The following is a 22,154-nucleotide window of genomic DNA, read 5'->3' as shown; positions in this document are numbered from 1 at the left end:
TTAAACGGGGAAGATGACGTTGGTCTGACCAGTGCCGGAGCTTGGGAAATACTCGGTCACAACCTCGCATTTTTTGTCATAGGCGTCCCAACCCAACGCTCCGTAGAGCATCGACGTGTCATGCATCGAGCCTTCGCCGCAGCAGAAATTGGCATAGTCGCCCAGCATTTTCAGGAACGTGGCGTGGTCGCCGTTCTTCCACATCTCGAGCACATGCAAGTCCATCTGACGGTTGAATTCCGAGCTGATGGTGAAAGTGCCGTTATTGGCGGCATAATCCTTGTTCGCCCAGATCTTGTGCGACAACGAGCCTGACGCGACCAACAGCACCTTTTCATTGCTGGCCTCAACCGCTTCACGGATGGCCTCACCAATGACCCGGCTTTCGTCATGGCTATGCACCGTGGCCCAGGCCGCGACTGAGACGACTTTCATATCATGCTCGCGGCTCATGAAGCGCATCGGGACCAGCGTACCGTATTCCAGTTCGAGACTGTCCAAGTGATGCGCCAAAGTGTAGACGCCTTTGTCCGACGCGATCTTTGCGATGGCATCACCCATTTCAGGATTGCCCTCATAGGAATAGGGCAGGTCCTGGATGAACTGCGGGAACTCGTTCGACGTGAACAGACCTTCGAATTTTTCATTGGCGTTGATGTGGAACCCGGCATTGATCACCCAATGCGTGTCGCAGATGATCACCGTGGTCGCCCCCAGCGCTTTTGCACGGCGCGCGATTTTGCGGTGACCATCAATGGCAGGCTGGCGTTTGCCTTTCACCGGGCCTTCCTGCTCGGACATGAGCAGTGTCGGCACATGGGTCAATTTGGCGGCAAGAACGATTTCTCCCATGGTCTCCTCCTGGAGTTAAGGTTTTTCGCGCGATTGTCGTCTGAGGGGTCGCTATAGCTTACCCAACTGCATGATCTTGTGCTGGCCTGTGGCAAAGCCGACATGCTTTTGTTCCATGTAGAACTCAAAGCTCCAGTCGCCGCCGTCGCGCCCGATGCCGGATGCTTTGACCCCGCCAAACGGTGTGGGCAGATGGCGCACGTTTTCCGAGTTCACCCAGATCATTCCGGCCTCAAGCTTGTCCGTGAAACGTAACGCGCGGGTCAGATCGTTGGTCCAGACATAGCCGGTCAGACCATATTGCGTGTCATTTGCGATCTGCAGCGCCTCCTCCTCAGTCGAGAACGGGATCACGGTCAGGACAGGGCCAAAGATTTCCTCGCGTGCGATGCGCATTTGATTGTTAGCGTTAGTAAACAGGGTGGGCCGTACGAAGTACCCCTCTTCGCCCACCTTGACGCCACCGGCCGCGACGGTCGCGCCGTCTTCCTTGGCGATGTCGAAGTATGAAGTGACCTTGTTGTAATGCTCTTCCGTTACAAGAGGGCCAATCTCGGTTGCAGGGTCCAACGGGTGGCCGACTTTGATGTTGTTCACGCGCTCGATCAGCTTGGCTTCGAACTCTTCCTTGATTGTATCATGTACCAGCAGCCGCGAAGAAGACGTGCAGCGTTCGCCGTTGATCGAATAGATCATGAAGATCACCGCATCCAGCGCGCGATCCATGTCGGCGTCGTCAAAGACGATGACCGGGTTCTTACCGCCCAACTCCAGATGCATCCGTTTCAGCGTATCTGCGCCTTGCTTGGTAATGATGCTGCCAGTACGGCTTTCACCGACAAAGGCAATGGCTTTGATCAATGGATGTTCGGTCAGCCGCTTACCGGCGTCTGGACCAAAACCGTTGACAGTGTTCAGCACACCCTTGGGCAGACCGGCTTCTTCCGCGATTTCGACCAATAGCCGCGCAGACAGCGGTGAATCTTCAGCCGGTTTGTGGACGACCGTACAGCCAGCGGCCAGTGCCGGAGCGATCTTCCATGTCGACAGCATGAACGGGGTGTTCCACGGCGTGATGACACCAACGGGCCCGATTGGGACGCGGGTGGTTATGTTCATCAGTGTCGGTGATTTCAGGTGTTGACCATCCCGCGCCTGAACCGCCTGATCGGCAAAATAGCGAAAATTCTCAGCCCCTCGCAGGGCGGCTTTGGACATAAAGCGCAGGGTCTGGCCGGTATCCCAGCATTCGCACAGCGCGATCTCTCCGGCTCTTGCCTCAATGCCATCTGCAACTTTAAGCAATATCCTGCGGCGCTCCGTAGCGGGCATGTCGCGCCAGTCTGCAAAGGCATTATGCGCGGCCTGTGCCGCCGTATCGATATCTTCCGCCGTGCCATGGGCAACGTCGCAGATCACCGATTTATCCACCGGAGAGATCGACTGGAACACCCCTGCTGACCCATCTTGATCTTCTCCTGCGATCCGGTTCTTTATCCCAGTCCTCTTGAAACGGGCAAGGAAACCATCAAGCCGTTCAATATTCTTGTGCTGGTCACTCATGGTCAGGCCTCCAGATGGTCGCGGATCGTACCGGTTTTGGGGGAGAGGTCGGGATCGATGTCGCGCATCTCAAGCGACAGCGCGATGGAATGCTGGCTCATGGCGGGCTCCAGATAGGTTCGGGCCGCCTCGAAGATGCGCTGCGTTGCGTCCTTCTTGTCGGCCTGCGAACGACCGGCCCGCAGCCGGATCGAGATATCGATGAACCCATGCTTTGGATTTCCGTCTGCGATGGCATGGTGATCAACACGGATCGCTCGGACGCGAATGCCTGCTAGCGGAAAGGTGTCAATCTCAGCCGCCGTTGCACGGATGCAATCGCACAGACCGCCCATGTCGATCCTGTCTTCCAGGTTCCCGGAATATTCGACGTGAAAATGCGGCATGATTCCTCCGTTATTAATTAACATGTTTACCATTATGAGCTTATGTCGTCAAGAAGTTGCGTTGTTAATCTTTGCATTTCCTGGGGCAGCACACTAGAAGGCGGCATGAACACTCAAAGCCATACCAAGAGCACCTCAAGGTCGCTTCCCATTGCATTATTGCGCGCCCGCGAAACGATCATGGCCCCCATCAGGGACATGCTGCAGGATATACAGATATCCGAGCAAAAATGGCGCGTCCTGCGCGTACTGGATGAGCTTGGCGAGGTCGAGCAAAGCGCTATCGCCAAAGAAGCTTGTCTGTTGCTGCCCAGCCTGACGCGAATATTGCGCAGCATGGAAGCCGATGGGCAGGTCACACGTCGTCAGGACAGCCAGGATAAAAGGCGGACGATGGTGATGATTACAGATGCGGGTCGGCAGATTTTGAAAGACAACCTGCAAGCGTCATTGGCCATTTCAAATAGTATTGAGGCGCAGATGGGGCGAGAGAAGCTTGATGAGCTACTGGACCTGCTTGAAGAGCTGCAAGCTGTTAAGGTTTGACCCCGCCAGTTGGCAAGCGGGGTCTGCGCGACGACTACAAACTCGACAATCCTGTATCCAGCGCTGACAGGATCTTCGCAACATCGTCGGATGTGACAATCAGAGGTGGCGAAATGATGATGTTGTTGCCAGATACGCGCACCATCACACCATCCTCATAAGCTGCCTTTTGCACCTGTATTGGCAGTTGTTTGGCAATCGGCGCTTTGTTTGCGCGGTCCGAGACCAGTTCCAGCGCGCACATAAGGCCCTCGCCCCCTCGGACGTCACCGATCACCTCGTGCTTTTCAGCCAGTTTCTTCAAGCCCTCGAACAGCTCATCCCCGCGTGCTGCAGCGTTTTCCCAAATCCGCAGACGATTGATTTCTGAAAGAGCCGCCAGTGCCGCCGCCGCGCCGACGGGGTGACCGGAATAGGTGTATCCCTGATCAACGGATGCCAACCCGGTTGTGTCATTTTCAAATACCTCGGCAACTGCCCCCGAGATCATCGCGGCGCCAAACGGGAAATAGCCATTGGTGATCGCCTTGGCCGTCGTCATGATGTCAGGCTGGACGCCCCAATGTCTCGCTCCGCTTTCACTACCGGTTCGACCAAACGCCGTGATGATTTCGTCTGAGATCAGCAGAATACCGTTCTTCGAACAAACCTCACGCACCATGGGCATAAAGCTTTTGTGCGGCGGAATTACACCGCCAGCGCCCAAAATCGGCTCCATGATGAAGGCGGCAACCGTGTTGGCCCCCTGGAACGCAATCTCGGCTTCAAGCGCTTTGACGCAAAGCTGAGCCAGGCGTTCAGGGTCGGTTTCGTCAAACGGGTTGCGATAGGTCCAAGGCGCAGGCACATGAAAACAGCCTGGCATCATGGGTTCATACACGGCGCGGAACTTCTGATTGCCGTTGACCGAGGCAGCAGCGAAATGGGTGCCGTGGTATCCCTGTTTGAGACTGATGAACTTGGTGCGACCGGCCTCACCCCGAACTTTGTGGTACTGGCGTGCCAGCTTTAGTGCGACTTCCACCGAATCCGATCCGCCCGAGGTGAAAAAGGCGCGCGTAAGCCCGTCAGGGGCAAAGAACTGCGCCAATTCGTAAGACAGCTCGATCGCCTTGTCATTGCTCGTGCCCCGGAAGGTCGAATAATACGGCAGCGCATTCAGTTGATCAGTGATCGCCTGTTTCACCGGATCGCAGGAATAGCCCAGATTAACGTTCCAAAGGCCACCCACGGCGTCGATGACCTTGTGCCCGTCCACATCGATGATGCTAACCCCTTCCCCGCCGGTCAGAATGGTCGGAGGGTTGTTCCGGCTGTCGGCCGGGTGCGCCATCGGATGCCAGAAATGGCGGGCGTTGTTCTCCTTAAGAAAGTTGGAGTCTTTCATGTTGCGGTTCTCCGGGGGTTGTCCACTTTCGCTTATGGGTGGAACTCGGTTGGAAAGGCCTCGGGCATTTGGCCGCCGAAATTTGCGGTCAGATCGCGCGAGAGGGATTGAAGTGATTTCAGGATCAAGGGCAGGCGCTCATGAGTGGCTCTAATCTCGGGCACGGCGATCGAAATGGTTCCAAGGGCGATTTGATCGATGCCGAAGATTGGCGTTGCAAAACCAAAAACACCCTCTTCATAGCTGCCATTGCTGTTGGCCCAACCAGCCTGCTGGATCAGAGCAACTTTTTCCCTTATCAGATCAGGGTCTGTCAGAGTGGATTCGGTGAAACGTACCTGCGCGTCCTGATCCAGACGATCCAGCAGGAAAGGTGGGCCAAAGCTGAGCATACATAGACCCGCCGCAGTCGCGTTGACCGGGATGATCTCGCTTGGATCAAGGCTGACACGAACGCTGTGCTTTGTTGTCTCAACCACGATGGCGGTTTGCAAGCTGCCCTGTTCCAGCAGCGTTAGGTGCAGGCTTTCGCCAACCTCTTGCATGGCCAAGTGCATTTTCTGGCGCGCGCCTTCAAGACCGGGTTTGGCAATCTCGCGTAGTGCCGCAAGCCGCAGCGCAGCCGGTCCGATGGTATAGGTTTTGGACTGCGGGTTTTGTTCGATCAACCCGAATTCTTCAAGCGCTCGTAGGTGACGCAGGGCTGTCGCCTTATTCAACCCTGACAGGCGCGCGGCCTGACTCAGGCCAATTTCGGCCATCGTATTTGAGAATAAGTCCAGCATTTTTAGGGCATTAAGCGCGGCACCCATGTGTTTTGCCTCCTTCCGCTGAGGTTATCCTTGACAGAATGAACTTAACAAAGCAAGATTATTATTGTTAACACGGTTCAATTAATGAACCATACACTGGGAGGTGTAAATGAAAAAGTTTATTGCGGCAGCCGTGATGGCCGCCTCGGCAACGGCCGCTTTGGCAGAATACCCCGAAAAGCCGGTATCCTTTGTGGTTCCTTGGCCTCCGGGTGATCTTGAAGATGTCCTGACCAGAATGATCGCAGATGAATTTCAGGCGATGTACGGGGTACCGGCAGCTGTTGTGAACAAGCCCGGCGGCGGTGGTGGTCCTTTCCCCGGCGCAGTCGAAGTCGCCACAGCACCGGCGGATGGCTATACGATCGGGTCGTTTGTGATTGGTGTTCCGGTCATCGGGCCCGAGATTGGTATTCCTGAATTGAACCCGAACCCGTTTGAACCGATCGGCATCTTCCTGACCTACCCGTTCGTAATCGCGTCGAGCAAAGACGCCCCGTTCCAAAGCTGGGATGAGTTGGTGGAACACGGCAAGTCAAACGACGTGGCACTCGGCCACTTTGGCTCGGTTCTGCCACCCACGCAGGTTACTTTTGCCGCCGCTGTCAGCAGCGGTTTCGACTTTGCCAGCGAAGCCGCGTTCGATGCGCTGGACTGCAACACCTTGGCGTCCGGTGACGTTGATGTCATCAACACCACGCTCCAGCTTATTCTGCCCTGTCTGGATGAAGTGAACGTGCTGGCCAGCATCGGCGGCGACCGGATCGCTCTGGTACCGGATACGCCGACAGTGGTTGAGCTTAACCCAGACCTGCCATTGGCGCTGTGGAACGGACTGTTTGTTCACAAAGACACGCCGCCTGAGGCTCGCGAAAAAATCACCGCCGCAGCCCAAAAAGCACTGCAATCGGACAAGGCTAAAAAGCTTGCCGAAGAAACCGGTGCGCTGATCTATTGGCAGGATCCCGATGCTTCGAATGCCCAGATCGAGCAAGATAAAGCGTCATTCGCCAAAATAGAAGAGATTCTAGGCGAGTAACACCCCGGATCGAGGCGCGGGCAGTGATTTCCGCGCCTTCTTCATAGGGCTGGGAGGATGAAATGATCGCAAGAACGCTTCAGGACATGTTCAAACGGTATCGCCGTCCGGGTGATATTGTCTTTGCCGTATTGTTCCTGGCTTTCTCGGTGTTTCTGCTGTCTCAGCTTGGGGAGCAGACGCAGGTCGTCAAGCGGACCAAATGGTTTGCTCAACCCGGTCTGTGGCCCACCGTTGCCGTGTGGTGCATGGTCTTGTTCAGCTTTTTACATTGGCTCAGCTCTGCCTTATCCGATCGGATCGATGGTCGTTGGGCCGAGGTCGGGTTTTGGGTCCGGTCTCTGGAATATGTGGCTTATTTCCTGATTTATGTCCTACTGGTGCCACAGCTTGGCTATCTGCCGTCCACCATGTTGTTCGCGGTGTTTCTGACGCTGCGCTCAGGGTTTCGAGGCTCGGGCGCGATCGGTATCGCAGCCCTGTTCGGCTTCGTCGTCACCATCGTGTTCCGAGCGTTTCTGCAAGTCAAAATCCCGGCAGGGGCTGTCTATGAATACCTTCCCGACTCGATCCGCGCCTTTGCGCTGACATATTTGTAGGGAGGCACGTATGGATACCCTTCTGTCCGGTGTTTCAATCCTGCTGCAATGGCAGGTCATCGTGGCCTTGTTCATCGGCTCGATCGGTGGTGTCATCATCGGCGCGCTGCCCGGTGTGGGCGCTGCCGTTGCCATAGCCATCCTGTTGCCCGCAACCTTTGCCTTTGAGCCCATCGTCGGTCTGACCTTGTTGTTGGGGATTTACGGATCATCCATGTATGGCGGCGCGATCCCGGCCATCCTGATCAACACGCCCGGCACGGCGGTCAATGCGCTGACGACCTATGATGGCTATCCAATGACCAAGCGCGGCCAAGGCCACAGGGCGTTATCGCTGGCTTATTCAGCTTCATTCTTCGGGGGGGTCTTTGCCATCATCTGCCTGATGGTCCTCTCGCCCGTGTTGGCCATGATCGCCCCGCATTTTGGCAGCCGCGAGATTTTTTTGGCCGCGTTGCTAGGTATTGTTCTGGTCGTTTTAGCCCATAGAGGACAGATCTTTGCAGCAGGTATGCTTGCTGCATTTGGCGTCTTTTTGAACACGGTCGGACTGGAGCCCGTCAAATATACGCGCCGCTATACATTCGATCAAAGTTGGCTGGCGTCAGGCGTTGACCTGATCGTGGTTGTGCTGGGCCTGTTTGCGCTCAGCCAGGCTTTTCTTTTGCTGTTGGAAAAGAACCACGCTCCAGAGGACACCCATGTCAGCGGGAATATCTTTGCAGGTTTGAAGGAACTGTTGGGCCTGAAACGGATCGCTACCGTTTCTTCAAGCATCGGGGTATTCATGGGCATGGTGCCGGGAACGGGTGAGTTCACTTCGCAGTTTCTGTCATACACTTATGCTCAGAAAAGCTCGAAAAATCCCGACAAATTCGGCGATGGCTCGCCCGAAGGGTTGGTGGCATCCGAAGCCGCGAACAACGCCGTGCCGGGGGCAGCGATGATCCCCCTACTCGCCCTCGGTATACCCGGCGAAGCGCTTACGGCGATGATGCTGTCGGTCTTCTATGTTCACAACGTGATCCCCGGCCCGCAACTGTTTGAGAACCAGATGGATTTCGTCATGGCCCTATATATGGCGCTGATCCTGCTGAATGTGATCGTTCTGGTCTTTCTGCTGTTTTCGACAAACCTGCTGTTAAAGATCATTCAAATCCCCACACGCTTCCTCGGCGTGATGATCCTGATCCTTGCTTTTGTCGGAGTATACAGCCTGCGCAATTCGATCACCGATTGCGCGATCGCTGCGGGGTTTGGCGTCTTTGGTCTGATCCTCAAACGGCTTGATCTGCCGATCGTCCCGATCATCCTGGGCATGGTATTGGGTGGAATCATGGAAACCAAGCTTCGCAGCGCAATGGCTCGGGTCAAGACGCCGCTGGACTTCATCGACCGGCCCATCGCAGCCATCCTGTTCTGCCTGATCGTGCTGATCCTGATCCTGCATTTTCGCACGCTGTACTACGAGTTCAAAAACAAGCTGCGCCCCGAACCCCATGTCCCAGCCGTGGATTCCGACCACCCGAACCAACAAGGATAGCTTTCATGGATCAGTCTTCCATCGATGCCTTGCGCGTGCAGGAGATTGCCCCACGTGGACACTTTATCAATGGCGATTTTTATGCCGGAGAAACCGGCGCCCTGCATCAGGTGCTGTCGCCCATCGACGGCCAGCCTCTTGCTCAAATCGCCGAGGGTAGCCCGGCGGATGTGAACACAGCCGTGAGCACCGCGCGGGCAGCGTTTGAGGATGGCCGGTGGTCGCGCATGACCCCCGCAGGGCGCAAGAAGGTTCTGCTGAAACTGGCGGATCTGATCGAATCCCGCGCGCTTGAACTCGCGGTGCTAGGCGTACGCGACAACGGAACCGAGATCAATATGGCCTATAAGGCCGAGGCGCTCTCGGCTGCGGCCACTTTCCGCTACTATGCCGAAGCCATCGACAAGATTTACGGGCAGATTGCCCCGACGAGCAACGATGTTCTTGGCCTCGTACATCATGCGCCTGTCGGAGTTGTCGGGGCGATTGTGCCTTGGAATTTCCCGTTGATGATCGGCAGTTGGAAAATCGCCCCTGCCCTTGCGGCGGGCAACTCCATCGTCTTGAAGCCTGCAGAAAGCGCATCGCTCAGCCTGCTTAAAATCGCTGAGCTGGCTGCCGAAGCCGGAGTTCCGGATGGCGTCTTCAACGTGGTGACCGGGCGCGGGTCGGTCGTGGGGGAAACTTTGGCCTTGTCGATGGATGTGGACATCATGGTCTTCACAGGATCCGGCGCGACAGGTCGGCGACTGCTGGAATACTCGGCGCGGTCCAATCTGAAACGCTGCTATCTGGAATTGGGTGGCAAGTCTCCGAATATTGTTTTCGCTGACGCGCCCGATTTGGCGGAAGCTGCAAAGGTCTCGGCTGCCGGGATTTTCCGCAACTCCGGACAGGTCTGTATCGCGGGCTCGCGCCTGCTGGTGCAGCAGGACATCTACGAGGATTTTGTCGCCGAGATCACGCGCTACGCCGCAGCCTTTCGCGTTGGTGATCCGTTGAACCTGAACAGCCAGATTGGTGCCGTGCACAGCCTGCCCGAGTTAGAGGCCAATTTGGAGTTCGTTACCAAGGCCGAAGCTGAAGGTGCCGAACGTCGTACGGGCGGAAACCGCATTCTGACCGAAACCGGGGGCTACTATATGTCCCCCACAGTTATGGCAGGTGTCAAAGAAACGGATCATCTGTTTCAGAACGAAGTCTTCGGCCCAGTCTTGGCCGTGACCCCGTTCAATGACGAAGCCGAGGCGATCCGGCTTGCCAATGCCACAGTCTATGGGCTCGCAGGCGCAGTCTGGACCTCGAACCTCAGTCGCGCGCATCGCATGGTGGCCGAAGTGCGGACCGGGGTCATGCATGTGAACACCTATGGCGGCTCGGACCTGACCGTTCCGCTTGGGGGCGTGGGTCAATCCGGGAATGGGCATGACAAATCTTTGCACGCGCTTGAGAAGTACTTTGAATTGAAAACCGCCTGGATAAAGCTCTGACTGCGGGGCGTCTGAACGACATGTCTTCACCGCTTTGTCTGAGGCCCATAGGTCGCATGAATAGGAGGAACCAATGACCACAAAGACAATCCTGCTGATTGGGACCTACGACACGAAGGAACCCGAGATGCGGTTCATCGAACAGGCGATCAAGGCGCAGGGCGCGGATGCGTTGACGATGGATGTCTCGGTATTGGGCGACCCTTTGGAGCCAACCGACATCTCCAAGCACGACGTCGCCCAAGCGGCTGGAATGACCATCGAAGATGTCATCGCACAAGGGGACGAGAACAAAGCCTTTCGCGTGATGTCAGACGGTGCCTCAAAGGCCGTTACCCAAGCCTATGCGGATGGGCGATTTGACGGGATGCTGGCGACCGGGGGCACTATGGGCACCGATCTGGCCCTGGACTGTGCACAGGCCTTGCCAATGGGGGTGCCTAAATACATCGTGTCGACCGTCAGTTTTTCTCCGCTGATCCCGCCGCACCGACTGGCTCCGGACATTCAGATGATCCTGTGGGCCGGGGGGCTCTATGGTATGAATTCGATCTGCCAGTCTTCGCTTGCGCAAGCGGCCGGCGCTGTTGTTGGTGCCACAAAGGCTGCCACAATACCGGATCGCAGCAAACCGCTGATCGGGATGACCAGCCTTGGGTCCTCGTGTCTGCGCTATATGAAAACGCTCAAACCAGCGCTGGAAGAGCGCGGGTTCGAGGTTGCCGTTTTTCATTCCACCGGAATGGGCGGCATGGCATTCGAAAAACTGGCGGGTGAAGGAGCCTTTGTCTGCGTCATGGACTTCTGCATGCAGGAATTCGGGAACCTGATGGCGGGTTCCGTGGTCTCCAGCGGTGAGGATCGCGTGACAAATGCCGGGCGTGTCGGCACGCCACAACTGGTTGCACCGGGTGCGTTGGACCTTTTGGACTTTGCCGGATGGCAGGACATCCCTGACCAGTATGCCGACCGCCCATTCCATGAACATAATCGCCTGATAAAAAGCTCGGTCTTCAATGGCGATGAACGCCGTGCATGGGTGCGGGAGCTTACCAACCGATTGGAGGCCTCAACTGGCCCGGTTCACTTTTTTCTGCCCGTTCACGGGGTCGAAGCCTGGGACAAGGAGGGTGAAGAGGCGTATAATCCCGAAGCCCTAGCCGAGATGATGGATGAGGCCCGTAAAGTCATGCCCGGGCGCGTTCCTATGACCGAAATAGACGCACACATCAACGATGCCGCGTTTTGCGATCATGTATTGGCCCAGTTCGACGAATGGGTCGCAGAAGGCGTGGTCGCAACATAAATTCGGGATTTACGCCCGTCTTTATGATATACACGCAGGTCAAACACAGCCTCGGTGGCGGTGAGTTCGGGCGCATTCTTCCACGTGCGGCCGACTTGCAGATGGATGCATAACCATCACCGCTTGGATACTTGTTAAAGACTATTTTTCGGCGGAACCGTGTCACCGGTTCAAGGTGGCCAAAGACCTGCGCAGTAAGTGAAGAATTGAACTCAACAAATGCCCAGGATTAGCGACCCGTTCCGCCGGTGACGTTGCCAATATTGAGCGGCAACCAAACCGTTGGACCCGCATTTAGACGATCGGTCCAACCCATGAAAGGAGCGAGGAAATGCTAACCACGATTGCGATTTGGTATCTGAACCCAGAAACCCGGTCCGAAGGTATTGCGGCACTCCGGCGGCTTGCTAGGGACGTCAAGAAAAACGAACCTGATACCTGGGGTTACCTTGTGCACTCAGGTGGCGCTGACTCGGTCCCGCCATGCGATGACGATAAGATTGTGTTCGTAGAAATCTACAAAAACGAAAAGGCATTCAAAAAACACCTGAGCAAAGGATCGGATTTTTCGAAGTTCCTAAAAAAAAGTGGTCACCTTTTTCTTTCGGCCCCAGGGAGCGAGAGCCCATTCTTTCAGGTCATGAACGTTGATCGCATTCAGGGATTCGTACGCCCCGAAGCTGGGTCGAGCAACGGCTAAAGGTAGGTCGGGCGATCCCGGCCGCCCCAAGGAAACCCTGTAATTTTGTTGATCCACGGGGCTTTGCGCCGGGTAAAGTTGCAGCCTGGTTCATCCATCAGGAATTGTTGGGCGACGCATTGTTGATATTATGCTATAAGAAGCCGTGATTTCGTTCTATCGTTTCTAATTTTGACCTGATCTATCTAAACTTACGAAGGCGACCATTTTGGTAAGTCCTGACGTTAATTGCCCAAATTGTGGTTCGGCCAATCCTGCCGGATCGAAGTATTGCCAAAGCTGTGGAAACGCCCTGTCCCTTACGTGTACAGTGTGCGGAGCCCCAGCTTTGCAAAAGGCAAAGTTCTGCACGGCCTGCGGTGCGTCTGTGGTCGGATCAGCGCCGGTCAAAAAGTCAGAGCAAGACAATTCACCGCCACTAACACCCGCACCTGAAAATGTTGCGGAACGGCGGCAACTGACCGTCATGTTCTGCGATCTGGTTGGTTCTACCGCGTTGTCCGAAAAATTTGATCCCGAAGACTATCGTGAGCTTATCACCCAATATCGCGATCTGGTCGGTAGCACGGTTGCGAAATTTGGCGGTGAGATTGCAAATTATGCGGGTGATGGTGTGGTGGCTGTCTTTGGTTACCCCGTCGCCCAAGAGGCCAGCCACTATTCGGCCGCGCTGTGCGCGCTTGAAATTACCCAGATGGCAGAGGGTATTGAAGTTGGATTTTCCAGCCAGCCGGTTGCGACCAACGTTCGTATCGGAATGCATACCGGACCCGTTGTTGTTGGCACCGCCAACAGCTCTTCATTGGACGAAAAGATGTGGCTGTTCGGAGACACACCGAACGTGGCGGCCCGTATTCAGTCCGTTGCCGAGGTCGGGCAAGTCGTGATCTCCGAGGTGACGCGACGCCTGATTGGTGAACGGCTCGACTTTGTGTCTTTGGGCGCGCCGCAATTGGCAGGGATTAGCGCTCCGCTAGAGCTGTTTGAGGCCCGGCAGAAGGTTTTGGGGTTCGAAACGGGGCGCAAAGACTTTTCACACGACAAAACACCAACCATCGGTCGGACGGCGGAAATTGCCTTGGTCCGATCTCGGTGGGAGGGTGCGCTGGAAGGTGAAGGGCAAGTGCTGTTGCTGACCGGCGATGCGGGTGTCGGAAAGTCTAAGATCGCCTTTGGATTGAGCGATGATCTGGCCGAAGAAGATGCGTCGCAATTCATTCTGTTCGGCTCACCGCTTCATCAAAGCAGCGCATTTTACCCGATAAAAAACGCGCTTACGGCGTTGACCGGAATGACACCTGATGAGACTCCAGAACAGAACCGAGCTAAGATCATCGGGTTTTTGTCTGAACTCGGTCTCGATGATCCTGACTGTGTTATGCCCATTCTGCGCCTAGTGGCGCTGGAAGACACTTCAATCCCGGCTGAACCAATGGCGCCTGAACGGGAAAAGGGTGCGTTGATCGAAGCGTTGCTGCGGCTTTGCGCAGGATTAGAACAATCTTCACCGCTGATGTTGTTGCTGGACGACGTACATTGGTTCGATGCTTCCACGCTTGAGTTTGTCGACGGATGGGTTGAACAACTATCAAGTAGACGCTGCCTGGTCTTGATGACCGCCCGCAGTGAATTCCAGTCACCCTGGCGAAACCAGTCACATGTCACCACCTTGGAGCTGAACCGTCTGGTCCGGCGCGATATCTTCAAACTGGTTGAAAGCATTTCGGGGATCCGGCCTTCGGATGAGGTTCTGACCCAGTTGGCAGACCGAACCGATGGCGTGCCGCTGTTTGTCGAAGAACTGACCAAAATGGCAATGGAATCCGGTCTGCTGGCAAGCCGGGGGCAAAGTAAGGCCGAGTTGTCCATGGCGATTCCGGAGTCTCTGCAGGATTCCTTGATGGCCAGGCTGGACCGATTATCCGCCAGCCGCGAAATCGTGCAGGTCGCTGCTGCAATCGGGCGCAACTTTGAAAGAAACCTGCTTAGCCACGTTTTGAAATGGAGCGACCAGGAAATCACCAGAGCGCTGGAGCAGCTACTTGAAACAGAGTTGATTGTTCCCGCCGGGCTGAGAGGCGTGGAAGACACATATCGGTTCCGTCACGCCTTGGTACAGGATGCGGCGTATCAATCCATGCTGCGTTCGACAGCGTCCAGATGGCACGGTCAAATCGCGGCGGTTCTTGAAGAGAACTACAAGGAAATTGTTAAACACGAGCCAGAGATTCTGGGCCATCACTATTGGCGGGCCGGTGATTATTTGGCGGCCGAGCTCAACCTTATGCGGGCCGCGCGTCAGGCATTGGATCATTCTGCAAATGTTGAGGCCATCACCCATCTGCAGCACGCCCTGGAATGTCTGCAGGAACTGCCTGCGTCGCAAGACCGCGACCGGCGCGAGATTGATCTGCAAATCACCATCGCGGTTCCTTTGGCGTTTGTACGAGGATACGCACACAATTCGGTCCTTTCCGCATATGCCCGGGCACAAACCTTGTGTCGTGAATACGGCGAAACAGAGCGGTTGTTCAAAGTCGTCTATGGCCAGTTCCGATCGACAATGCTGGGGGGCGAATATGCTGTATCGAAACAGAATGCGGATCGCCTGGTGTCGCTTTGTCAGGATCTGAAAAGCCCTCTTGCTATTGTATCCGCCGAGAGATCACTTGGCTCGCTGCAGACATATCTTGGCCAGCCGCTGGACGCCCTAACGCATTTGCAGGCAGGGATTGATGTCAATCTGTCGCTTGAGCACCGGTTCATGGGGCTGGATTTTGACGTCGTTGATCTATCCGTCGCGCTTCAGGGATATCGTGCGCTGTCTTGCTGGTTGTCAGGCGACACGAAAAGCGCTTTGGAAGCGATCGAAAAGGCCGTGCTTCACGCGGAAGAAACAGCGCATCCCTTCAGTCAATCCTTTGCAAATGCATTTCTGGGTTGGATCTCGCAGTTCCGCGGTGATGAAGACCTTGTACTGGAAAGCTCGGCCAATCTGATTGCGCTTTCAGAGGAGTACTCGTTTCAGTTCTGGCGTGGATGGGCGCGGATCATGAACGGATGGGCACGCCGGAACGAGTTGGGCGACGGCGCGCTGAAGGAAATCGAACTTGGTCTTCAGGAATGGCGGGATACCGGCTGCCGGCTGGGGTTGAGTTTCTTTCTGTATCTTTATGCAGACGCGGCCATCCTGCACGGACATCTCGAACTCGCAGAAGAGCTTTTGGACGAAGCCGAGCAGATCACGTTGGGTGGGGGGGAACAATTCTGGATTGTCGGTTTGACCCGGCTAAGAGGACGTCTGGCGCTTGCCCAAGGTCATGAAGAAGCGTGTATCGATCATTTCGAGCAGGCTGTCAGTTTGGCGCTGGACCGCGGGCATTTTGGTCCGCTGCTGCGTACGATCAAAGAGCTGGCAAAGCTTGATCCAACCCCCGATTGCCTGAACCGGATCAAAAAAGCGGTTGAAGAAGTCGCCGGGTTCGATGGTCCGGATTTGGCCGAGACACGCGCTATTCTGAGTAAACTTGGAACTGCAAAAACGGAGAGCTCATCACAGGACATTTAAAAAATACGAGATAGTCAAAGCCAGTCGGGAGGACATAGCCATTATGACTAAGAAGAAATCAAAAGGTGACCGCTGCCATCAGACGAATGTCACCGGTGTCATGCCAAAACTGCCCAAGCAGTTTGATACGTTTCCCTTCTATTATGCCTCTCTGCAATGCCAATGGATGTATTGGTATACCTCGGTCGAAGCCGCCAAACCCTTCGTCAAGGGTACAGGATTGTGCGTGGCGGAGTTCCCCGATGAAAATGGAAAGAACAAAGCTGTCATTCTATTGAATTTTCAACGCTACACCGCCCACTATGACAATTCCTTGGGCTTTGTGAACGAGGTTGAATTTAACCTTCTGGCTTACCCTTCGAACCGGGTGCCCGGCGTTCCGAAGATGTCCCTGACCGAGTATCTGCACGGCCGCGATCAGACCAAGACCATCGGGCATCTGCGAATACACGTAGCCGCAGACAATGCGGTTGCTGTCAAAGCTGGGCGTCAGGCCTTTGGTGAGCCCAAGTTTCTGGGGCAGTTCAATTACAAGGTGCCGTCGCTGAACGCCAAGATGAAAGGCCATCCGCCAATCTCTCCGAAATCCTGGTGGATTCAATTGGTCAACCCCGACGACCCGCAAACCATCGTCTACGATTTGACCGCCGATTTGGGAAAGCTCAGCGGCAATCAGTGGACGACAACAAATTGCACTCCGATCCCAGAATTCGCGACCGGTCTTGGCCGCACTGTTTGGACCCGCTGGACAATCTCGGGCCTCTTCGAAACTGCAATGCTGGACGACAAGGACGGCAAGCGCATCGCCAAGACATTCAAACTGAAACTCGGCAACAACGATTTCCCGATGACACGGGACATGCATCGGTTGTTCACCGACTTCACCCCTGTCGCCGTACAGGTTTTTGAAAGCCCCCCCGCCTGCTTCGAGCCGCGCGGGTTCTACGTGGATGCCATTGATGGAGACCGCCATGTCACAGCATGACAACAGTCCCGCCCATCAGGCCTTCCTGACGGTCAGCGCGGCATTGACGGGTTACAATAGTGCCGAGTTGCAAGGGACCGGGTGCACCGGGGAATACTGGCATCAATTCCGACAGGTTCTACCAGAAGAGATTTTGAACCGGTTTCTGTCTCACGCTCAATCCCTCGGGCAAGGGGACGATGATCAGATTATCCGCCAAACTTATCTGTCGGACAGGTGCCTTGGCCCGATTGCGCGTTCGCTGATTCAGCTTTGGTACACGGGTCAGTGGGTTCCGCTTTCGCAAGAATGGCGCGAAAGCTACGGCGCTTCTCGCTTTGATGTGGTCAAGATCATCTCGACACGCTCGTACAAGGAGGGATTGGTCTGGGACGCCATCGGTGCCCATCCCATGGGGGCAAAGCAGCAGGGTTTTGGTGCTTGGGCGCTTGAACCTCCCCGGAAACGGGAGGCGGGCCAATGAACGCGATTACAGACGACGACAGAACCTATGATGTGGTCATTGTAGGGGCAGGATTTTCTGGTGCCATTCTGGCGAAAGAGCTTGTGTCAGCAGGGCATACAGTTCTGATCCTCGAGGCCGGTGCAGATCACGGTAAAACGTGGGAGACCTACCGATCCTATCTGGATCAGTACTACCTCTCGTTGGCGAAAACACCGAACTCACCCTATCCGGATCTGCCGACTTTGCCGTCACCTTCGGTGCTGGACATTACGGCGGTTCGCGGCACCGAACCGGACACGAACGGGTACTTTGTTCAACGTGGCCCGTTGCCCTTCGGCAGCAACTATCTGCGTGCCTATGGCGGAACCTCCTTGCATTGGCTGGGCACCAGCCTTCGGATGATGCCCGCAGATTTCGAAATGCAGAGCAGGTTCGGCCAAGGGGTCGATTGGCCATTTGGCTACAAGGATATTCGATCCGACTATGAAAGAGCCGAGTGGGAGATCGGCGTCTCTGCGGACGCCGAGGAACAGACACCCAGAGCATTGGGAATAAAGACCTCGGGCAAGCATGATAACCGGGGGTACTTTGCTAAAGGATATGACTTCCCCATGCACTCGATACCCTCGTCTTATATCGACGGGTTCTTTGCCCGGGCAGACGGCATGCCCATTGAAATTGGCGAAGACCCTAAAGATACAGTTAGACTGAAAGTCTCACGCACTCCACAAGGCCGCAACTCAACCCCGCGCAAGCCAAAAAATGCCAATGGCATACCTGTGGGCCGTAAGATGAGGCCCCAATTCCGACCGCGCGGGTCAACCGGCCCGTTTGCTTATATGGGCCAGCGCTGCGAGGGCAACTCAAGCTGTATCCCGATCTGCCCAATCCAGGCAAAATACAATGCAATGAAAACGCTGGATGATGCCAGGCATCTCCGCAAACATCACATGAAGACAATCACGCAAGCCGTGGCGTCCAAGGTCGAGCTTGCCGAAAGCGGTCGGGTTTCGGGTATCGTGTACAAGAAGTACCCGTTCTCCGGTGTTGCGCAATACGAACTGCGCCGTGCCAAAGGCAAACAATACGTCCTTGCCGGTGGAGCGGTGGAAAACGTAACTCTTGCGCTGGCTTCCGAGATTTGTCGGACTAGCGGCGAACTGGGCCGCAACCTGATGGATCATCCCTACATGATGACTTGGGGTTCTGCGCCCGAGCCGGTTGGTCCGTTTCGTGGGCCGGGATCGACGTCAAGCTACGCCAATTTCCGGGACGGGACCTTTCGTGACAGAACTGCCGCACATAGGCTCGAGATCGGAAACTGGGGCTGGAACTTTGCCACCGGGGCCCCAAACACGGATGTGGCGCGCTTTGTTGAACAGGAGAACCTCTTTGGCAAAGCGCTTCGTGACAAATTATATCACGATGTTCAAAGACAGGTTCGCATCGGTACGATGGTCGAACAACTGCCCCGCTCGACCAACCGAGTCACGATTGATCCCGCCTATCGCACTCCGATGGGTGAATATCGCCCTGTGATCAGCTATGATCTGGATGACTATTCGCGGGCCGGTTTGGCGACGGCGTACGACACCTGCACGCAGATTTTTCAGCGCCTGGGTATTCGAAACCACACGGCCTACAACCCGTCTGACGCCGGATATTTCACCTATGACGGCCGGGGATACACGTTCTTTGGCGCAGGTCATCTTGTCGGAACCCATCGGATCGGAACGCACCCGCGCAATTCGGTGACTAATGACGTAATGCGAACCTGGGATCACGACAATTTGTGGATGGTAGGCGCCGGATCGATGCCAACAATCGCAACATCGAACCCGACACTCACGATGTCGGCAATGGCTTACCGAGCCTCCAGAGCAATATCGGATGCTGTTCGGAAAGGGGGTGCAAAATGACCTCGAAAGACAAACTGGAGAAAGAGCGCGCGACACTGTGTAAACTGTTTCAGGAGGCGCTTATTCTTGAACTCACTACCATTCCTCCCTATGCGACTGCGTGTTATTCGATCCTCGAACAAGGCCAGTATGACCGGTCTGAGCCAACAATCGTAAACGCCGAACCCATCGAAGTGATCCGGCAGGTTATGGTCGAAGAAATGCTGCACATGGTTCTTGCGGCGAATGTCATGAATTCGATAGGCGGAACTCCGGAGCTGAACAATCCTAAGCTGCTACCCAAATACCCCCAGCCACTGCTAAACGGGCGCGGTCCAACTGTTTATCTGCGCAGGTTTACGCCAGACCAAATCAAGAGCTTTCGTGCGGTTGAAACGGCACCAAAAGATGAAAGAGCTGCGAAAAGCGGTGATTATCATACGATCGGAGGTTTTTACATCTACATCCGGGAAAGGTTGCGCAAAGCCTGTGATACTTATGGGGATGCCGCGATTTTTACTGGTAATGAGGCACGACAAATCACCGACGCCGACTATTTCGGTGCTGGAGGTGAGGTGATCGAGGTGATTGGCACCCCGTCGCAGCGCCGTAAGGCCGCGCTGAAGGCGATAAAGAAAATCATGGATGAAGGGGAAGGCGCAGACCTTGGTCACAGAGCTGGCGACAATGACATCATCCCTGGCCCTGACCACCGCGAGGATGTTGCGCACTATTTCAAATTCAACGAAATCCTGCACAGCCGGTATTATAAGCCAGATGATAGCATAGACGGCCCGCCCACCGGTGGCGACCTCATCGTCGATTGGAGCGCGGTATCCCCGATGCGGGATGATCCGTCCGAAAAGGACTTCAAAAACGCGCCAGAGATCGCAGAAATATCTGCTGAATTTAACGCGGCCTGGTCCGGCCTGCTTGATGGTCTGCACATCGCGTTCAACGCGGACAAGACTGCGCTAAGGTCATTGGTCCCAGCAATGTATGACATCAAGTCTCTGGCGCAGAAATTGATGCGTATTCCTTTGCCGGATGGATCAGGGGAAACTGCCGGGCCAACTTGGACGTATCTTGCAAGGACAAAGAGTTGATCGCTCGTTTCGTTGCAAGTCGATTAATACGCGGCAGCTATTTGGTCAAATTCGGAAAGCAATAATTTGCTGTATTAGCAGCGGCATAGCGCAGTCCTGAATCGGCCAAAATGATCTGAGATAGCACTCGAATAGCGCTATTTATCGTGCGTTGTTTCTTGACTCACCCAGGATGCGTGAGGATTTGAATCCACGACGATGACTTCGGTCAATCGATATGAACCCACTGGGCGCGCATCACATGCCAGTTGGTGGTGAAACTGCGAAACTAACGCATCGCCGTCATCTCCCGTCAGCAATCGCTTTCAGAGACGCAAATGTGGGCACGCGAACGCAGACGCGAAGACCTAGGGTGTTTTCTGGACCGTGAATAGCTCAATCTCCGAGGGATTGGACTTGCAAAGGTCCAGAAAACCTACCCTATTAACCGCAATCAGCCGCCGCTCAGTCGTAAGCTGCCGTCACGATCATTTCGACCTTCAATACATCACGGGCGAGCTTGGATTCTCCGCAGGCGCGGGCGGGCGCGTGGCCTTCGGGCACCCAAGCGTCCCAAACGGCATTCATCTCGGCAAAGTCTGCGATATCCGCCAACCAGATTTCGCATTTTAGGATGCGGGTCTTGTCGCTGCCTGCCTTTTGCAAAAGATCCTCAACCTTGGCCAGAATGGCCTGCGTCTGATCTGCCACGGTCGGCGCGTCCGAAGTCTGACCGCACAGGTAGGCAACGCCGTTGTGTTTGACGATCCGGCTCATGCGCTGACCGGTTTCGATGCGGGTGATTGTCATAACTTGTACTTTCTCATTGTTGAATTTAGCAGTGATTTGAGCTGCCCACGGCACAAGCGTTGAAATGCCAATGGGAGCCATAGATCAGAAGCCGGCATTACGAGGCCGAGGTTCATTCAAGTCAGATTGTCCGCCAGTTCATTTTGATATCCAAAAAGGGCCGGCAGCCCGCCGGTGTGCAGCAGAATGACCTTCTGACCCTGTTTAATCTTCTGGCTTTCAACCAGATGCATCAAACCGGCGAATGTCTTGGCGGAATAAACCGGGTCGAGGAAAACCCCTTCGGTCCGTGCCATTTTTTCCAGTGCGGCACGCGTTCTTGCGTTCACTTTGCCGTAACCTGGCGGCAATGCATCGTCATAGACATCGATCCGCGCCTGCAATAGAGCGGCATCAACATCCAGCAAGTTTGCAAGTTTCTGTAGAACGATCATCATGCGGGCGTGTTGCTTCTCGCGATCTCTGCGCACGCATATTCCAAATACCGGGGCCGTGCTGCCTTCCAGTGCTAGACCGGTTAGCAAACCGCCATGCGTAGCACCACTGCCTGACGGCACAACCACCGCATCGAAACTGGGCATCTGGGCGCACAATTCCTGTCCGCCAACGACATAGCCCAACGCCCCCAGAGGTGGATGATTCAAGCCCAGATGAATGACGTATGGCGTGCGGCCTTGGGCCTTCAATTCGTCAGCACGCGCGTGCAATGCCGCGTCGGCCCCAGCTTCGTCTTCGCCCTCGGGATAGCTCATATGCTCGGCACCCAGAATCTGTGCCAAAAATACGTTCCCGGACCTGTAATACTCTTCGTCCATATCTGGGACACGCTCTTCTAATTGAAGCACGGATTGCATCCCCAGCTTAGCGGCCGCCGCAGCTGCAGATCGGACAAAATTGGACTGAACAGCACCGGTGATTAGAATGGTATCGGCACCTTGTTGCTGAGCATCGCCGAGGTAGAATTCGAGCTGCCGTGTTTTATTGCCGCCAAACACAAGCTCCGTCAGATCATCGCGCTTGAGCCAGAGATCGATCCCCAATTCCGCCGACAACCTGTCCAAACGTTCCAGAGGTGTCGGGCCCGACATAAGCCGGGCGCGAGGAAATCTCTCCAGATTGTCGTTTCGTTGCATCGTGTAC

Annotated in this window: 19 protein-coding genes; 12 read left to right on the top strand and 7 right to left on the bottom strand. The window is 55.3% G+C overall.

Features of this window, described 5'->3' with window-relative positions:
- From hpaD to ACR0DE_RS02225, 3 genes are read right to left on the bottom strand one after another with little or no spacing between them, the layout of a single operon-like run.
- On the bottom strand, nt 1-852 hold the full coding sequence (gene hpaD, locus ACR0DE_RS02235; protein WP_480751557.1) for a 3,4-dihydroxyphenylacetate 2,3-dioxygenase: 852 nt from the start codon (nt 850-852) through the stop codon (nt 1-3).
- Between the two features lie 51 nt (nt 853-903).
- The gene (gene hpaE / locus ACR0DE_RS02230) at nt 904-2,415 is read right to left on the bottom strand and encodes a 5-carboxymethyl-2-hydroxymuconate semialdehyde dehydrogenase (RefSeq protein WP_480751555.1); all 1,512 of its coding nucleotides are present in this window, start codon (nt 2,413-2,415) and stop codon (nt 904-906) included.
- A gap of 2 nt (nt 2,416-2,417) precedes the next feature.
- Nucleotides 2,418-2,801 carry a 5-carboxymethyl-2-hydroxymuconate Delta-isomerase gene (locus ACR0DE_RS02225; protein ID WP_170596489.1) on the bottom strand — a complete coding sequence of 128 codons (384 nt, stop codon included), beginning with the start codon at nt 2,799-2,801 and terminating at the stop codon, nt 2,418-2,420.
- Nucleotides 2,802-2,906: 105 nt separating this feature from the next.
- Between ACR0DE_RS02225 and hpaR the strand changes: the two genes are divergently transcribed.
- Complete coding sequence (gene hpaR / locus ACR0DE_RS02220; RefSeq protein ID WP_170394006.1) at nt 2,907-3,347, top strand: homoprotocatechuate degradation operon regulator HpaR; 441 nt, start codon at nt 2,907-2,909, stop codon at nt 3,345-3,347.
- A gap of 34 nt (nt 3,348-3,381) precedes the next feature.
- Here the strand turns inward: hpaR and ACR0DE_RS02215 are convergent, their stop codons facing one another.
- Together ACR0DE_RS02215 and ACR0DE_RS02210 are read right to left on the bottom strand one after the other, a co-directional pair.
- Nucleotides 3,382-4,734: an aminotransferase class III-fold pyridoxal phosphate-dependent enzyme gene (locus ACR0DE_RS02215; protein WP_480751552.1), complete on the bottom strand. Its 1,353-nt coding sequence runs from the start codon at nt 4,732-4,734 to the stop codon at nt 3,382-3,384.
- A gap of 32 nt (nt 4,735-4,766) precedes the next feature.
- Nucleotides 4,767-5,546, bottom strand: coding sequence for an IclR family transcriptional regulator (locus ACR0DE_RS02210; RefSeq protein WP_480751548.1), 780 nt, complete (start codon nt 5,544-5,546; stop codon nt 4,767-4,769).
- A 109-nt stretch (nt 5,547-5,655) separates the two neighbouring features.
- Here ACR0DE_RS02210 and ACR0DE_RS02205 point away from each other — a divergent pair, with 109 nt between their 5' ends.
- The 11 genes from ACR0DE_RS02205 (at nt 5,656) to ACR0DE_RS02155 (ending at nt 20,225) form a co-directional block, all read left to right on the top strand.
- Nucleotides 5,656-6,585 (top strand): tripartite tricarboxylate transporter substrate binding protein, encoded by a 930-nt coding sequence (locus ACR0DE_RS02205; protein WP_170394012.1) that lies wholly within the window; start codon nt 5,656-5,658, stop codon nt 6,583-6,585.
- Between the two features lie 62 nt (nt 6,586-6,647).
- The gene (locus ACR0DE_RS02200) at nt 6,648-7,184 is read left to right on the top strand and encodes a tripartite tricarboxylate transporter TctB family protein (RefSeq protein WP_170394014.1); all 537 of its coding nucleotides are present in this window, start codon (nt 6,648-6,650) and stop codon (nt 7,182-7,184) included.
- Between the two features lie 10 nt (nt 7,185-7,194).
- The gene (locus ACR0DE_RS02195) at nt 7,195-8,727 is read left to right on the top strand and encodes a tripartite tricarboxylate transporter permease (RefSeq protein ID WP_170509171.1); all 1,533 of its coding nucleotides are present in this window, start codon (nt 7,195-7,197) and stop codon (nt 8,725-8,727) included.
- A 5-nt stretch (nt 8,728-8,732) separates the two neighbouring features.
- The gene (locus tag ACR0DE_RS02190; protein WP_480751544.1) at nt 8,733-10,217 is read left to right on the top strand and encodes an aldehyde dehydrogenase; all 1,485 of its coding nucleotides are present in this window, start codon (nt 8,733-8,735) and stop codon (nt 10,215-10,217) included.
- A 73-nt stretch (nt 10,218-10,290) separates the two neighbouring features.
- Nucleotides 10,291-11,523, top strand: coding sequence for a Tm-1-like ATP-binding domain-containing protein (locus tag ACR0DE_RS02185; protein WP_480751541.1), 1,233 nt, complete (start codon nt 10,291-10,293; stop codon nt 11,521-11,523).
- 331 nt (nt 11,524-11,854) lie between these two features.
- Entirely contained in the window at nt 11,855-12,223 is a 369-nt protein-coding gene (locus ACR0DE_RS02180; protein ID WP_170407142.1) for an antibiotic biosynthesis monooxygenase, read from the top strand.
- Between the two features lie 208 nt (nt 12,224-12,431).
- Nucleotides 12,432-15,791, top strand: a complete 3,360-nt coding sequence (locus tag ACR0DE_RS02175; protein ID WP_480751537.1) for an adenylate/guanylate cyclase domain-containing protein — start codon at nt 12,432-12,434, stop codon at nt 15,789-15,791.
- Nucleotides 15,792-15,834: 43 nt separating this feature from the next.
- Nucleotides 15,835-16,776 (top strand): hypothetical protein, encoded by a 942-nt coding sequence (locus ACR0DE_RS02170; protein WP_480751535.1) that lies wholly within the window; start codon nt 15,835-15,837, stop codon nt 16,774-16,776.
- Nucleotides 16,763-17,239: a hypothetical protein gene (locus ACR0DE_RS02165; RefSeq protein WP_170732660.1), complete on the top strand. Its 477-nt coding sequence runs from the start codon at nt 16,763-16,765 to the stop codon at nt 17,237-17,239. The genes ACR0DE_RS02170 and ACR0DE_RS02165 overlap by 14 nt, the downstream gene beginning before the upstream one ends.
- The gene (locus tag ACR0DE_RS02160) at nt 17,236-19,140 is read left to right on the top strand and encodes a GMC family oxidoreductase (protein WP_480751531.1); all 1,905 of its coding nucleotides are present in this window, start codon (nt 17,236-17,238) and stop codon (nt 19,138-19,140) included. The genes ACR0DE_RS02165 and ACR0DE_RS02160 overlap by 4 nt, the downstream gene beginning before the upstream one ends.
- On the top strand, nt 19,137-20,225 hold the full coding sequence (locus tag ACR0DE_RS02155) for a ferritin-like domain-containing protein (RefSeq protein WP_480751529.1): 1,089 nt from the start codon (nt 19,137-19,139) through the stop codon (nt 20,223-20,225). Before ACR0DE_RS02160 ends, ACR0DE_RS02155 begins: the two co-directional genes overlap by 4 nt.
- Nucleotides 20,226-20,669: 444 nt before the next feature.
- Here ACR0DE_RS02155 and ACR0DE_RS02150 read toward each other — a convergent pair whose 3' ends face one another.
- Together ACR0DE_RS02150 and ACR0DE_RS02145 are read right to left on the bottom strand one after the other, a co-directional pair.
- Nucleotides 20,670-21,014, bottom strand: a complete 345-nt coding sequence (locus ACR0DE_RS02150) for a RidA family protein (RefSeq protein WP_480751526.1) — start codon at nt 21,012-21,014, stop codon at nt 20,670-20,672.
- Nucleotides 21,015-21,130: 116 nt separating this feature from the next.
- The gene (locus ACR0DE_RS02145; protein ID WP_480751524.1) at nt 21,131-22,147 is read right to left on the bottom strand and encodes a D-cysteine desulfhydrase family protein; all 1,017 of its coding nucleotides are present in this window, start codon (nt 22,145-22,147) and stop codon (nt 21,131-21,133) included.
- Nucleotides 22,148-22,154: the final 7 nt, after the last annotated feature.

Source organism: Ruegeria sp. C10 (assembly GCF_056537805.1).
Note: the sequence above shows the minus strand (reverse complement) of the source record. Positions and strands in the feature narration are given on the sequence as shown.